Raw genomic sequence first — 13161 nt, 5'->3', positions numbered from 1 at the left:
AGGGCTGATCCAATTGTCCCAATTTACGGAACAATTATTCACTTCTTACCCTAATTGTCTTGATTGATATTGCGCTTCAGAATGGCCCCATACCGCAGACAACGCCACCGGGTACAGCGCGGTGAGCCATTCGAACTCAAGTATCAGGAGCTAAAAGATGAACACTTTCAAAGGTACAACTGCATTCGTCGGTCGTGTGTTGCTGGCCGTGCTCTTCCTGCTCAGCGGCTTCAGCAAGCTGACTTCGCCTGAGGGCACCATTGCCTATATCGAATCGAGCGGCCTGCCCTTCCCGGTACTGAGCTACCTGGCCGCACTGGGTGTTGAACTCGGCCTTGCAGCACTGCTGATCATCGGCTTTCAAACCCGCATCGTCGCGGTGGTCATGGCGCTGTTCACCGTGATGGCAGCCTTCGCCTTCCACAACAACCTGGCGGACCAGGGGCAGTTCATCAACTTCTTCAAGAACATCTCGATTGCGGGTGGCCTGTTGCAGATTGCAGCGTTCGGCGGGGGGGCACTGAGCGTGGATGCGCTGCTGGCCAACATCAAAGTGCGGACCGTGCTGAAAGCAGCTTGAAGCCATGCTGATCGCACAAATGAAAAAGCCCCGGCATTGAGCCGGGGCTTTCCCTTTTTCAACAGAAAAACGCTTACTCCACAGTCACCGACTTCGCCAGGTTACGCGGCTGGTCAACGTCAGTCCCCTTGAGCACTGCCACGTAATACGACAGCAGTTGCAGCGGAATGGTGTAAAGGATCGGCGCCAGTTCGTCGACGATGTGCGGCACCTTGATCACGTGGGTGCCTTCGCCGTTGCTCATGCCGGCATTCTCATCGGCGAACACCACCAGCTCACCACCGCGGGCGCGCACTTCCTGAAGGTTGGACTTGAGCTTCTCCAGCAGTTCGTTGTTCGGCGCCACGGTGACCACGGGCATGTCGTTATCCACAAGCGCCAACGGGCCGTGCTTGAGCTCACCAGCCGGGTAGGCTTCGGCGTGGATGTAGGAGATTTCCTTGAGCTTCAGCGCTCCTTCCATGGCCACTGGGTACTGTGCACCACGGCCAAGGAACAGGGTGTGGTGCTTGTCGGCGAACAGCTCGGCAGTTTTCTCCACGGTGCTGTCCATGGCCAGAGCCTCGCCCAGGCGCGCAGGCAGGCGGCGCAGCTCTTCCACCAACCCGGCTTCGACGCCATCTTCGAGGGTGCCGCGCACTTGGCCCAGAGCCAGGGTCAACAGCATCAGCGAGACCAGCTGAGTGGTGAAGGCTTTGGTCGATGCCACACCGATTTCCGGGCCGGCCAGGGTCAGCAGGGTCAGGTCGGACTCGCGTACCAGCGAGCTGATGCCGACGTTGCAGATGGCCAGGCTACCGAGGAAGCCCAGTTCCTTGGCGTTGCGCAGGGCAGCCAGGGTGTCGGCGGTTTCGCCGGACTGGGAGATCGAGACGAACAGGGTGTCTGGTTGCACCACTACCTTGCGATAACGGAACTCGCTGGCCACTTCAACCTGGCAAGGAATGCCGGCCAGACTTTCCAGCCAGTAACGGGCAACCATGCCGGCGTGGTAGCTGGTGCCGCAGGCGACGATCTGCACGTTACGTACTTTGGCGAACAGCTCGGCTGCCTGCGGGCCGAAAGCCTGGACCATCACGTGGTCCTTGCCCAAGCGGCCTTCCAGCGTGCGCTGGACCACGGTCGGCTGCTCATGGATCTCCTTGAGCATGAAGTGGCGATAGGTACCCTTGTCAGCGGCCTCGGCACCTTCGTGGTACTGCACGGTTTCACGCTGCACCGGCTGGCCGGCCTGATCCCAGATCTTCACCTGGTCGCGGCGAATCTCGGCGATATCACCCTCCTCCAGATACATGAACCGGTCGGTGACCTGGCGCAGCGCCAGTTGGTCCGAGGCGAGGAAGTTTTCCCCATGGCCCAGGCCGATCACCAGCGGGCTGCCGCTGCGCGCAGCTACCAGGCGGTCAGGCTGCTGCACGCTGATCAACGCCAGGCCGTACGCACCGTGCAGGCGCTTGACTGCGGACTTCAACGCATCAGCGAGGTCCGGGACAGTTTTCAGCGTGTGATGGATCAGGTGCACGATGACTTCAGTGTCAGTCTGCGAGGTAAACACGTACCCCAGACCTTTCAGCTCTTCACGCAGTTCGTCGTGGTTTTCAATGATGCCATTGTGCACCACTGCCACTTCGTTGCTGGAAAAATGCGGGTGGGCGTTACCTTCGGTCGGCGCACCGTGGGTAGCCCAACGAGTGTGGGCGATGCCCAGCTGGCCGTTAAGCGGTTCGGCGGCCACCGCAGCTTCCAGCTCGGCAACCTTGCCGATGCGGCGGCGGCGCTGCAGTTCGCCCTGCTGGGTGTAGACGGCCAGGCCGGCACTGTCGTACCCGCGATACTCAAGACGCTTGAGGCCTTCGATGAGAATGGCAGTGATGTTGCGCTCGGCTACGGCACCAACGATTCCACACATGGTTATTGCTCCTGGCTGATCGCGGCGCAGATCAGGTTAATGCCGCGGGCTTGAATCTGTTCGCGTGCCGCTACGGGCAAGCGTTCATCTGTAATAAGGGTGTGCACGCTGCCCCAAGGCAGCTCCAGATTGGGGATCTTGCGCCCGACCTTGTCGGACTCGACCATCACGATCACTTCTCGGGCTACCTCGGCCATCACTCGGCTCAGGCCAAGCAGCTCATTGAACGTAGTGGTGCCGCGCTGCAGGTCGATGCCATCGGCACCGATGAACAGCTGGTCGAAATCATAAGAGCGCAGTACCTGCTCAGCGACCTGGCCCTGGAACGATTCCGAATGAGGGTCCCAGGTGCCACCAGTCATCAGCAGCACCGGTTCGTGCTCGACTTCACTGATGGCGCGGGCCACATTCAACGAATTGGTCATCACTACCAGACCGGGCTGGCGGCCCAGTTCCGGGATCATGGCGGCGGTAGTGCTGCCGCTGTCGATGATGATCCGCGCGTGCTCGCGAATACGCCCAACCGCTGCCCGGGCGATAGCCTTCTTGTAGGCAGAGACCGGTTGCGCGGGCTCACTGAGCATTTCCTGCGGAACAGGTACCGCCCCCCCGTAACGGCGCAACAGCAAGCCGTTGGCCTCCAGTGCAGCAAGATCCTTGCGAATGGTCACTTCCGAAGTTTCGAAACGCTTGGCCAGGGCGTCGACGCTCACCTCGCCTTGCTCACTGAGCAGAGCCAGGATGTTGTGGCGGCGCTGGGGGGTGTTTCGTTTCGACATGGTTAGCTAAGTTTCGATTCGAAAGATAATGGTTGCAATCAAAACCTAAGATCGCGGTTTCGTCAAGGTGTGGATAAATGCTGCTGACAAAAAACATCGCTGTGGGAGCGGGCTTGCCCGCGCACACGGGCGCAGCCCGTGCCATCCACCGCGTTGCCTGCTTCGCGGGCGCGCCCACTCCCACAAGGGTTATTGCAGACATAAAAAAAGCCGACTTATTCACATAAGTCGGCTTTCGATTGATTCAGCTGTGTATAACTCAGCTTTTCTTGATCTTCTCTGGCCGCTTCCAGCCAGAAATATTGCGCTGGCGCGCACGCGCCACGGCCAGCTCACCTGCTCCGACGGTCTGATTGATGGTCGAACCGGCCGCCGTAGTGGCGCCGGCCTCGATTTCCACAGGCGCTACCAGCGAATTGTTGGAGCCGATGAATACGTCCTCACCCATCACGGTCTTGAACTTATTGGCGCCATCGTAGTTGCAGGTGATGGTACCGGCGCCGATGTTGGTACGTGCACCGATCTCGGCGTCGCCCAGGTAGGTCAGGTGGCCGGCCTTGGCGCCTTCACCCAGGTGGGCGTTTTTCAGTTCGACGAAGTTACCCACATGGGCCTTGGCCTCAAGCACGCTGCCTGGGCGCAAGCGGGCGAACGGGCCAGCATCGCTGCCCTCCCCCATTACCGCGCCGTCGAGGTGGGTGTTGGCCTTGATGATTGCGCCCTTGCGCAGGGTGCTGTCCTTGATCACGCAGTTCGGGCCGATCTGCACGTCGTCCTCGATGACCACCTTGCCTTCGAGAATCACGTTGATATCGATCAGCACATCGCGACCAACGGTCACTTCGCCACGTACATCGAAGCGCGCCGGGTCGCGCAGGGTGACGCCCTGGGCCATCAGCCTGCGGCCTGCGCGAAGCTGGTAGTGGCGTTCGAGTTCCGACAGCTGGCGACGGTCATTGGCACCCTGCACTTCCATCGCGTCGTGCGGCTGTTCAGTGGCGACCACAAGCCCATCGGCCACGGCCATGGCGATGACATCAGTGAGGTAGTACTCACCCTGGGCATTGTTGTTCGACAGGCGGCCCATCCAGTCGGCCAGGCGCGTGGCTGGCAGGGCCAGGATGCCGGTGTTGCCTTCGTTGATTGCCTTCTGCGCTTCGCTGGCATCCTTGTGCTCGACGATAGCCGTCACCTGGCCTTCGCCATTGCGCACGATGCGGCCATAGCCGGTCGGGTCCTGCAGGGTCACGGTGAGCAGGCCCAGTTGCTTGTCGCTGACCTTGGCCAGCAGGCGCTGCAGGGTTTCCACTTCGATCAGCGGCACATCGCCATAAAGCACCAGCACCGTGTCGGCAGTGATCGCCGGCAATGCTTGCGCAACGGCATGGCCCGTGCCCAGCTGCTTGTCCTGCATGACGAAATTAAGGTCGTCGGCTGCCAAGCGCTCACGTACCTGGTCGGCACCGTGGCCGATGACCACGTGAATGCCCTGTGGCTGAAGCTGCCGCGCGCTGTGGATAACGTGGCCGAGCATGGAATTGCCGGCTACCGGGTGCAGCACCTTGGGCAGCGCCGAACGCATGCGGGTACCTTGACCAGCGGCGAGAATAACGATATCGAGGGACATTGACTGGCTACCAATCCTGGGCGGTCAGAGACGAGACCTGAGAAGAATTCGGAAAAAGAAAAAGGGTAGCCGAGGCTACCCTTTAACTCAATCGCAACGGAAGTATGCGGCCTGAACCGGATTACTTGCCTTTGCGCATTTGCTGGACGGTACGCAGCTGAGCTGCAGCCTCGGCCAGACGTGCGGCAGCAGCACCGTAGTCGAAGTCCGAGCTTTTCGCGTTCAGGGCGTTCTCAGCAGCCTTGAGGGCTTCCTGAGCCTGAGCTTCGTCCAGGTCGGCAGCGCGCTGCACGGTGTCGGCAAGAACCTTGACCATGTTCGGCTGCACTTCGAGGAAGCCACCGGAGATGTAGAACACCTCACGATCGCCACCTTGCTTGGTCAGCGTGATCGGACCAGGCTTGAGATTGGTGATCAGCGGGGCGTGGCCTGGAGCGATACCAAGATCGCCCAGGTTGCCGTGCGCTACTACCATCTCGACCAGGCCGGAGAAGATTTCTCCTTCCGCGCTGACGATATCGCAATGGACTGTCATAGCCATCTGCTTGCCTCAACCTGATTAGCGCCCCTTGCGGGGCGCCGGGATTACAGTTTCTTGGCTTTCTCGATCGCTTCGTCGATGCTGCCGACCATGTAGAACGCTTGTTCTGGCAGGTGGTCGTAGTCACCTTTGAGGATGCCGCTGAAGCCAGCGATGGTGTCTTTCAGGGAAACGTACTTGCCTGGCGAACCGGTGAAGACTTCGGCCACGAAGAACGGCTGCGACAGGAAGCGCTGGATCTTACGAGCGCGGGCTACCAGTTGCTTGTCGTCTTCGGACAGTTCGTCCATACCCAGGATCGCGATGATGTCCTTCAGCTCTTTATAGCGCTGCAGAACATACTGAACGCCACGAGCGGTGTCGTAGTGCTCGTTGCCGATCACGTTCGGGTCCAGCTGGCGCGAAGTCGAGTCCAGTGGGTCAACCGCTGGGTAGATACCCAGGGAGGCGATGTCACGGGACAGAACGACGGTGGCGTCCAAGTGGGCGAAGGTGGTCGCTGGCGACGGGTCGGTCAAGTCGTCCGCAGGTACGTATACGGCCTGAACGGAGGTGATCGAACCTTCCTTGGTGGAGGTGATACGCTCTTGCAGAACGCCCATCTCTTCAGCCAGGGTCGGCTGGTAACCTACTGCCGAAGGCATACGGCCCAGCAGTGCGGATACTTCGGTACCGGCCAGGGTGTAACGATAGATGTTGTCGACGAACAGCAGAACGTCGTTACCTTCGTCACGGAACTTCTCAGCCATGGTCAGGCCGGTCAGCGCTACGCGCAGACGGTTTCCTGGTGGCTCGTTCATCTGACCGTAGACCAGCGCTACCTTGTCGAGAACGTTGGAGTCCTTCATCTCGTGGTAGAAGTCGTTACCCTCACGAGTACGCTCACCCACACCAGCGAACACGGAATAACCGCTGTGTTCCATGGCGATGTTACGGATCAGTTCCATCATGTTAACGGTCTTGCCGACACCGGCACCACCGAACAGACCAACCTTACCACCCTTGGCGAACGGGCAAACCAGGTCGATAACCTTGATGCCGGTTTCCAGCAGGTCGTTGCCGCCTGCCTGGTCAGCGAACGAAGGCGCTGGCTGGTGGATACCGCGACGCTCTTCTTCACCGATCGGGCCGGCTTCGTCGATTGGGTTGCCCAGAACGTCCATGATACGGCCCAGAGTGGCCTTACCAACTGGAACGGAAATGGCAGCACCGGTGTCGACGACATCCAGACCGCGCTTCAGACCTTCGGTGGAGCCCATCGCAATGGTACGAACCACGCCGTCGCCCAGCTGCTGCTGAACTTCGAGGGTGGTTTCCGCGCCTTGTACTTTCAGCGCGTTGTATACACTCGGCACGACGTCACGTGGGAATTCCACGTCGATGACGGCGCCGATGATTTGAACGATACGTCCGCTACTCATAGCTGGATCCTCTGAATTTTTGAACCGTTAAACCGCGGCAGCGCCGCCGACGATTTCCGAGATCTCCTGGGTGATCGCAGCCTGACGCGCCTTGTTGTAGATCAGCTGAAGCTCTTTGATCAAATCACCGGCGTTGTCTGTGGCGTTCTTCATGGCGATCATCCGGGCTGCTTGTTCAGCAGCGTTGTTCTCGACCACCGCCTGGTATACCTGCGACTCCACGTAACGCACCATCAAGCCGTCCAGCAGCTCTTTTGCGTCGGGTTCGTACAGGTAATCCCAGTGATGCTTGAGATCCTGATCCGGGGTTGCCACCAACGGTACCAATTGCTCGACCGTCGGTTTTTGGGTCATGGTGTTGATGAACTTGTTCGAAACCACCGAAAGGCGATCGATACGGCCGTCCAGGTAGGCGTCCAGCATCACTTTGACAGAGCCGATCAGATCGTTGATCGATGGCTCTTCGCCCAGGTGGCTGATCGCGGCTACGACGTTGCCGCCAAAGATGCGGAAGAAAGTCGCACCCTTGCTGCCGATCACGCACAGGTCGATTTCCACGCCCTGTTCGCGGTTTTCGTTCATGTCCTTGACCAGGGCCTTGAACAGGTTGGTGTTCAAGCCACCGCACAGACCACGGTCACTGCTCACCACGATATAACCGGCGCGCTTTACAGGGCGCTCGATCATGAACGGGTGGCGGTATTCCGGGTTGGCGTTGGCCAGATGACCGATCACCTGGCGGATACGCTCCGCGTAAGGACGGCTAGCAGCCATGCGCAGTTGTGCCCTGCGCATCTTGCTGACCGCCACTTTCTCCATGGCGCTGGTAATTTTTTGCGTGCTTTTGATGCTCGCAATCTTACTGCGAATCTCTTTTGCGCCTGCCATGTATCACCTATCAGGTTAGCAAGCGGGGGCCTGAGCCCCCGCTGCGGCTTACCAGGTCTGGGTGGCCTTGAACTTCTCGATACCGGCTTTCAGGCCTGCGTCGATTTCGTCGTTGAAGTCACCCTTCACGTTGATCTTCGCCATCAGTTCAGCGTGATCACGGTTGAAGAAGGCGATCAGTGCTTGCTCGAAGCTGCCGATCTTGGAGACTTCTACGTCAGTCAGGAAACCACGCTCAGCGGCGTACAGCGACAGGGCCATGTCCGCGATGGACATTGGCGCGTACTGCTTCTGCTTCATCAGCTCGGTAACGCGCTGACCATGCTCCAGCTGCTTGCGGGTCGCTTCGTCCAGATCGGAAGCGAACTGGGCGAATGCAGCCAGTTCACGGTACTGAGCCAGCGCGGTACGAATACCACCGGACAGCTTCTTGATGATCTTGGTCTGAGCGGCACCACCTACGCGGGATACCGAAACACCGGCGTTCACTGCAGGGCGGATGCCCGAGTTGAACATGGCCGATTCCAGGAAGATCTGACCGTCGGTGATGGAAATCACGTTGGTCGGAACGAACGCGGAAACGTCGCCAGCCTGGGTTTCGATGATCGGCAGGGCGGTCAGGGAACCGGTCTTGCCAGTGACTGCGCCGTTGGTGAACTTCTCTACGTACTCTTCCGAAACGCGCGATGCGCGCTCCAGCAGACGGGAGTGGAGATAGAACACGTCACCTGGGTACGCTTCACGTCCTGGTGGACGACGCAGCAGCAGGGAGATCTGACGGTAGGCAACGGCCTGCTTGGACAGGTCATCGTAAACGATCAGGGCGTCTTCACCGCGGTCACGGAAGAACTCGCCCATGGTGCAGCCGGCGTAAGGAGCCAGGAACTGCAGTGCGGCGGATTCCGAAGCACTGGCAACAACCACGATGGTGTTGGCCAGGGCGCCGTTTTCTTCCAGCTTGCGAACGATGTTGGCAACGGTGGAACGCTTCTGGCCGACAGCAACATAAACGCAGAAAATACCGGAGTCTTTCTGGTTGATGATGGCGTCGATGGCCATGGCGGTCTTGCCGATCTGACGGTCACCGATGATCAGCTCACGCTGGCCACGGCCGACAGGGATCATGGCGTCGACGGACTTGTAGCCAGTCTGTACAGGCTGGTCTACCGACTTACGCCAGATCACGCCTGGAGCTACTTTCTCGACCGCGTCGGTCTGAGTGTTGCCCAGAGGACCTTTGCCGTCGATCGGGTTGCCCAGAGCGTCAACGACGCGACCCAGCAGTTCCTTACCAACCGGAACTTCCAGGATGCGGCCGGTGCACTTGGCGCTCATGCCTTCGGCGAGGGTGTCATAGGCACCCAGGATCACTGCACCTACGGAGTCTTGCTCCAGGTTCAGTGCCATGCCGTAGACGCCGCCAGGGAACTCGATCATTTCGCCGTACATGACGTCGGCCAGACCGTGGATCCGCACGATACCGTCGGATACCGAAACAACGGTACCTTCGTTACGGGCTTGGGAGCTCACATCGAGGTTGTCGATGCGGCCCTTGATGATTTCACTAATTTCGGAAGGATTGAGTTGCTGCATTGCTCTGCTGCCCCTTCAAACTCAAGATTTCAATGCTTCGGCCAGTTTCGCGATTTTGCCGCGAACAGAGCCATCGATTACCAGGTCACCTGCGCGGATGACGACGCCGCCAATCAGGCTGGCATCCTCCGACGCGTGCAGGCGCACTTCCTGGCCTAACCGTGCACTGAGAACCTTGGCGAGTTTGTCTTGCTGTTCTTGGTTCAACGCAAAAGCACTGGTGACTTCCACGTCCACGGATTTCTCTTGCTCGGCCTTGTACAGGTCGAACAGGGCGGCAATCTCCGGCAGAAGCAGGAGACGGTCGTTTTCCGCGGCAACATGAATGAAATTCTGTGCCTGTGCATTGAACTTGTCACCGCACACGTCAATGAACGTGGCGGCCTTTTCTGCGCTCGTCAGTCGCGGGGCCTTGAGCAGGCGCTGCATGGTGTCGTCTTGCGACACCGCAGCAGCCAGGCCGAGCATGGCTGACCAATTGGCCAGTTGCTGATGGGCCTGGGCATGCTCAAAGGCAGCCTTAGCGTAAGGTCGGGCCAACGTGGTCAGTTCTGCCATGATCGCCCTCGCTTAAATTTCAGCGGCCAGTTTGTTAACCAGCTCCGCATGCGCGTTTTGATCGATTGTGGCGCCAAGGATCTTTTCAGCACCGCCAACGGCCAGAGCACCCACTTGGGCACGCAGGGCGTCTTTAGCGCTGTTCAGTTCCTGTTCGATCTCGGCCAGAGCCTGAGCCTTCACACGGTCAGCTTCGACGCGGGCCTGATCACGGGCTTCCTCGACAAGCTGAGCAGCGCGTTTCTTGCTTTGCTCAATGATTTCGGCTGCCTGTGCTTTAGCTTCACGCAGTTGCTGACCCACTTTCTCTTGGGCCAGCTCCAGGTCGCGAGCTGCGCGGTTGGCAGCGTCCAAGCCGTCGGCAATCTTCTTTTGACGCTCTTGCAGAGCAGTGATGACCGGAGGCCATACGTACTTCATGCAGAAGAGTACAAAAATCAGGAAGGCAACGGATTGGCCAATCAGGGTTGCATTAATGTTCACGCCAACACCTCGCTCGGTCTTAATTCATCACAGCCATCAACTCGTGGAACGAGTGATTAGCCGGCGATCTGACCAACGAACGGATTCGCGAAGGTGAAGAACAGAGCGATACCAACACCGATCATGGTTACGGCGTCGAGCAGACCGGCAACGATGAACATTTTGACCTGCAGCATCGGAACCATCTCAGGCTGACGAGCAGCGCCTTCCAGGAACTTGCCGCCCAGCAGGCCGAAACCAATGGCGGTACCCAGAGCACCCAGGCCGATCAGCAGAGCAACAGCGATAGCGGTCAGACCAACTACAGTTTCCATCTTTCCTCCCGACTTTTACGTCGTATTGGTTAGGTTTTTAAGTTGAAGCGGTAAAACAAATCGTTTGGTACAGCTGCCCTTGCGGACTTTTAAAGCCCTCCCCCCAAACGAGCGGGGAAGGCTACAAGACACGCCAGGCGGTCTTAATGGTTATCTTCATGAGCCATCGACAGGTAGACGATGGTCAGCATCATGAAGATGAAAGCTTGCAGCGTGATGATCAGGATGTGGAACACAGCCCACGCCCACTGCAGCACGATACCCAGGCCACTCAGCCAGAGGATGCCGGCGCCGAACATCACGGCGATCAGGATGAACACCAGCTCGCCGGCGTACATGTTGCCGAACAGACGCAGTGCCAGCGAGATCGGCTTGGCGATCAGGGTGACGAACTCCAGCAGGAAGTTCACCGGGATCAGCAGGATCTGCACGAAGATGTTCTTGCTGCCGAACGGGTGCAGGGTGAGCTCACCGATGAAGCCGCCCAGGCCCTTGACCTTGATGCTGTAGAAGATGATCAGGGCGAATACGCTGAAGGCCATGGCCAGGGTCGCGTTCGGGTCGGTGGTCGACACGGCGCGGAACGGAATGTGCGGGTCACCGGAGATCAGGATGGCCAGCTGAGGAATCCAGTCGACCGGTACCAGGTCGATGGCGTTCATCAGGAACACCCAGACGAAGATTGTCAGCGCCAGCGGAGCGATCACCGGGCTACGGCCGTGGAAGGAGTCCTTCACGCTGCCGTTGACGAAGTCCACCAGCACTTCTACGAAGTTCTGCAGGCCGCTTGGTTGGCCGGAAGTCGCCTTCTTGGCCGCCATGCGGAAGATGAACAGGAAGATCAGACCCAGCGCGACGGACCAACCCAGGGTGTCCAGGTGGAACGCCCAGAAGCCCATTGCCTTGGCTTCTGCAGCCGAATGGGCAAAGCCCCAGCTGCCGTCTGGTAGTTGACCGTAGGTCAGGTTCTGCAAGTGGTGCTGGATATAGCCCGAAGCGGTTTCTGCTGCCATGGTTGCCTCAAACGCCCTAAGGTCTCGAAAGTCTTTTATTCATCAGCAGGGGCGCGAACCAGCTGACCAAAAGGGTCAACACGAAGACGCCGAATACTGCTAACGGCGCCAGTGGCTTCACTCCTGCGAAGGTCAGTGCAAAAAGCACTGCCGTCAAAATCATCTTGCCTGCCTCGCCAGCGTAAAACGACTTGACGATAGCTTGTGCCGCCCGAGCTCCGCTGAAGCGAAAAGCCTTCCAGGCGAAATACACATTGGGCAGCCAGGCAATCAAACCTCCGCAAAGGCCTGAATATCCACTGACCGCCCCTTTCCACTGCCACAACACCAAGGTTGCCAGCAGTAGTACGACGAATTGAGCCAGCAGTACCGGAAAAACCGCCCAGCGATGGAAAGGCAGGCGGTTTGGCGTGCGGATTTCCATCACAACTGCTCCTCGGAAGTCGACCAACAAGTCAGTTATGACTTGGCATAATTTGTGCCGACAAAATGCGCGCAGAGTATAGGGGTGGATTAACCCCTATTCAACTATTCGGTAGTGATTTCCGACTGCGCGCTACAACGGGAATTGTTTCAGCGGATGTGAGCAAGCACGCCTTGCAACTCGTCAAGCGAGTTATAGCGAATAACCAATTGGCCTTTGCCCTTGTTGCCGTGGCGTATCTGCACGGCAGAGCCCAGGCGCTCTGCGAGCCGCTGTTCAAGGCGCGCGATGTCCGGATCAGGTTTGCTCGGTTCGACCGGCTCAGGCTTGCCATTGAGCCACTGACGGACCAGTGCCTCGGTTTGGCGCACAGTGAGGCCACGTGCGACAACATGACGCGCCCCCTCTTCCTGACGATCTTCTTCGAGACCGAGCAAGGCACGGGCGTGGCCCATCTCCAGGTCACCGTGGGCGAGCATGGTCTTGATCGCCTCGGGCAGCGAGATCAGGCGCAGAAGGTTGGCCACGGTCACCCGCGACTTGCCCACGGCATCGGCCACTTGTTGCTGGGTCAGCTCGAACTCCTGCTGCAGGCGCTGCAGGGCCAGGGCTTCTTCCAGCGGGTTGAGGTCCTCGCGCTGGATGTTCTCGATCAGCGCCATGGCGATGGCGGCTTCGTCCGGCACTTCGCGCACCATCGCCGGGATGGTGTCGAGACCGGCCTGCTGAGTGGCGCGCCAACGGCGCTCACCGGCGATGATCTCATAGCGGCTACCGTCGATCGGGCGAACCACGATGGGCTGCATCACCCCATGGCTGCGAATCGAGTGCGCGAGCTCTTCCAGTGCCTCGGGATCCATGTCGCGGCGCGGCTGGTACTTGCCGCGCTGGATCAGTTCGACGGGCAGGTGTTGCAGTTCTTTCTGGTCGATCTTCACAGCCTGCTCTTCGAGCGCGCTGACGGAAGGACCACTGAGCAGTGCATCCAACCCACGTCCGAGACCCCGTTTCTTAACGGCCATGCGGATTCC

14 protein-coding genes are annotated in these 13161 nt (G+C 59.1%); 1 reads left to right on the top strand and 13 read right to left on the bottom strand.

All coding sequences use genetic code 11. From position 1 onward, the window contains the following. The first annotated feature begins 157 nt into the window (after positions 1 to 157). Positions 158 to 580 (top strand): DoxX family protein, encoded by a 423-nt coding sequence (locus H040_RS08440; protein ID WP_027917101.1) that lies wholly within the window; start codon positions 158 to 160, stop codon positions 578 to 580. 73 nt (positions 581 to 653) lie between these two features. On the opposite strand, the gene glmS is transcribed toward H040_RS08440, so the two are convergent. From glmS to H040_RS08370, 13 genes are all read right to left on the bottom strand, one after another. Further along, on the bottom strand, positions 654 to 2489 hold the full coding sequence (glmS, locus tag H040_RS08435) for a glutamine--fructose-6-phosphate transaminase (isomerizing) (RefSeq protein WP_027917102.1): 1836 nt from the start codon (positions 2487 to 2489) through the stop codon (positions 654 to 656). A 2-nt stretch (positions 2490 to 2491) separates the two neighbouring features. Continuing rightward, positions 2492 to 3268, bottom strand: a complete 777-nt coding sequence (locus H040_RS08430; RefSeq protein WP_027917103.1) for a DeoR/GlpR family DNA-binding transcription regulator — start codon at positions 3266 to 3268, stop codon at positions 2492 to 2494. 259 nt (positions 3269 to 3527) lie between these two features. Continuing rightward, positions 3528 to 4895, bottom strand: coding sequence for a bifunctional UDP-N-acetylglucosamine diphosphorylase/glucosamine-1-phosphate N-acetyltransferase GlmU (gene glmU, locus H040_RS08420; protein WP_027917104.1), 1368 nt, complete (start codon positions 4893 to 4895; stop codon positions 3528 to 3530). 121 nt (positions 4896 to 5016) lie between these two features. After that, positions 5017 to 5436: a F0F1 ATP synthase subunit epsilon gene (locus H040_RS08415; protein ID WP_033695933.1), complete on the bottom strand. Its 420-nt coding sequence runs from the start codon at positions 5434 to 5436 to the stop codon at positions 5017 to 5019. A 44-nt stretch (positions 5437 to 5480) separates the two neighbouring features. Further along, positions 5481 to 6857, bottom strand: a complete 1377-nt coding sequence (gene atpD / locus H040_RS08410) for a F0F1 ATP synthase subunit beta (protein ID WP_012274909.1) — start codon at positions 6855 to 6857, stop codon at positions 5481 to 5483. 27 nt (positions 6858 to 6884) lie between these two features. Then, positions 6885 to 7745 (bottom strand): F0F1 ATP synthase subunit gamma, encoded by an 861-nt coding sequence (gene atpG, locus H040_RS08405; RefSeq protein WP_012274910.1) that lies wholly within the window; start codon positions 7743 to 7745, stop codon positions 6885 to 6887. 48 nt (positions 7746 to 7793) lie between these two features. Continuing rightward, complete coding sequence (gene atpA, locus H040_RS08400; protein ID WP_012274911.1) at positions 7794 to 9338, bottom strand: F0F1 ATP synthase subunit alpha; 1545 nt, start codon at positions 9336 to 9338, stop codon at positions 7794 to 7796. A 21-nt stretch (positions 9339 to 9359) separates the two neighbouring features. Next, entirely contained in the window at positions 9360 to 9896 is a 537-nt protein-coding gene (locus H040_RS08395) for a F0F1 ATP synthase subunit delta (RefSeq protein WP_003253191.1), read from the bottom strand. Positions 9897 to 9908: 12 nt separating this feature from the next. Next, positions 9909 to 10379 carry a F0F1 ATP synthase subunit B gene (locus tag H040_RS08390; RefSeq protein ID WP_027917106.1) on the bottom strand — a complete coding sequence of 157 codons (471 nt, stop codon included), beginning with the start codon at positions 10377 to 10379 and terminating at the stop codon, positions 9909 to 9911. Positions 10380 to 10435: 56 nt separating this feature from the next. After that, the gene (gene atpE, locus H040_RS08385; protein WP_003097235.1) at positions 10436 to 10693 is read right to left on the bottom strand and encodes a F0F1 ATP synthase subunit C; all 258 of its coding nucleotides are present in this window, start codon (positions 10691 to 10693) and stop codon (positions 10436 to 10438) included. A gap of 143 nt (positions 10694 to 10836) precedes the next feature. Continuing rightward, positions 10837 to 11706 (bottom strand): F0F1 ATP synthase subunit A, encoded by an 870-nt coding sequence (gene atpB, locus H040_RS08380; RefSeq protein ID WP_027917107.1) that lies wholly within the window; start codon positions 11704 to 11706, stop codon positions 10837 to 10839. A gap of 16 nt (positions 11707 to 11722) precedes the next feature. Then, positions 11723 to 12130, bottom strand: coding sequence for a F0F1 ATP synthase subunit I (locus tag H040_RS08375; protein WP_008092225.1), 408 nt, complete (start codon positions 12128 to 12130; stop codon positions 11723 to 11725). A 149-nt stretch (positions 12131 to 12279) separates the two neighbouring features. Next, positions 12280 to 13152 carry a ParB/RepB/Spo0J family partition protein gene (locus tag H040_RS08370; RefSeq protein ID WP_027917108.1) on the bottom strand — a complete coding sequence of 291 codons (873 nt, stop codon included), beginning with the start codon at positions 13150 to 13152 and terminating at the stop codon, positions 12280 to 12282. Positions 13153 to 13161 lie beyond the last annotated feature (9 nt).

It is taken from the genome of Pseudomonas sp. URMO17WK12:I7 (assembly GCF_003269045.1).
Lineage (GTDB): Bacteria > Pseudomonadota > Gammaproteobacteria > Pseudomonadales > Pseudomonadaceae > Aquipseudomonas > Aquipseudomonas putida_J.
The sequence above is the reverse complement of the archived record's forward strand: the minus strand, read 5'-3'. Positions and strand labels throughout refer to the sequence as shown.

Coding starts and splice junctions, on each gene's coding strand:
- H040_RS08440 (WP_027917101.1), top strand. CDS start 158: ATGAACACTTTCAAAGGTACAACTGCATTCGTCGGTCGTGTGTTGCTG.
- glmS (WP_027917102.1), bottom strand. CDS start 2,489: ATGTGTGGAATCGTTGGTGCCGTAGCCGAGCGCAACATCACTGCCATT.
- H040_RS08430 (WP_027917103.1), bottom strand. CDS start 3,268: ATGTCGAAACGAAACACCCCCCAGCGCCGCCACAACATCCTGGCTCTG.
- glmU (WP_027917104.1), bottom strand. CDS start 4,895: ATGTCCCTCGATATCGTTATTCTCGCCGCTGGTCAAGGTACCCGCATG.
- H040_RS08415 (WP_033695933.1), bottom strand. CDS start 5,436: ATGGCTATGACAGTCCATTGCGATATCGTCAGCGCGGAAGGAGAAATC.
- atpD (WP_012274909.1), bottom strand. CDS start 6,857: ATGAGTAGCGGACGTATCGTTCAAATCATCGGCGCCGTCATCGACGTG.
- atpG (WP_012274910.1), bottom strand. CDS start 7,745: ATGGCAGGCGCAAAAGAGATTCGCAGTAAGATTGCGAGCATCAAAAGC.
- atpA (WP_012274911.1), bottom strand. CDS start 9,338: ATGCAGCAACTCAATCCTTCCGAAATTAGTGAAATCATCAAGGGCCGC.
- H040_RS08395 (WP_003253191.1), bottom strand. CDS start 9,896: ATGGCAGAACTGACCACGTTGGCCCGACCTTACGCTAAGGCTGCCTTT.
- atpE (WP_003097235.1), bottom strand. CDS start 10,693: ATGGAAACTGTAGTTGGTCTGACCGCTATCGCTGTTGCTCTGCTGATC.
- atpB (WP_027917107.1), bottom strand. CDS start 11,706: ATGGCAGCAGAAACCGCTTCGGGCTATATCCAGCACCACTTGCAGAAC.
- H040_RS08375 (WP_008092225.1), bottom strand. CDS start 12,130: ATGGAAATCCGCACGCCAAACCGCCTGCCTTTCCATCGCTGGGCGGTT.
- H040_RS08370 (WP_027917108.1), bottom strand. CDS start 13,152: ATGGCCGTTAAGAAACGGGGTCTCGGACGTGGGTTGGATGCACTGCTC.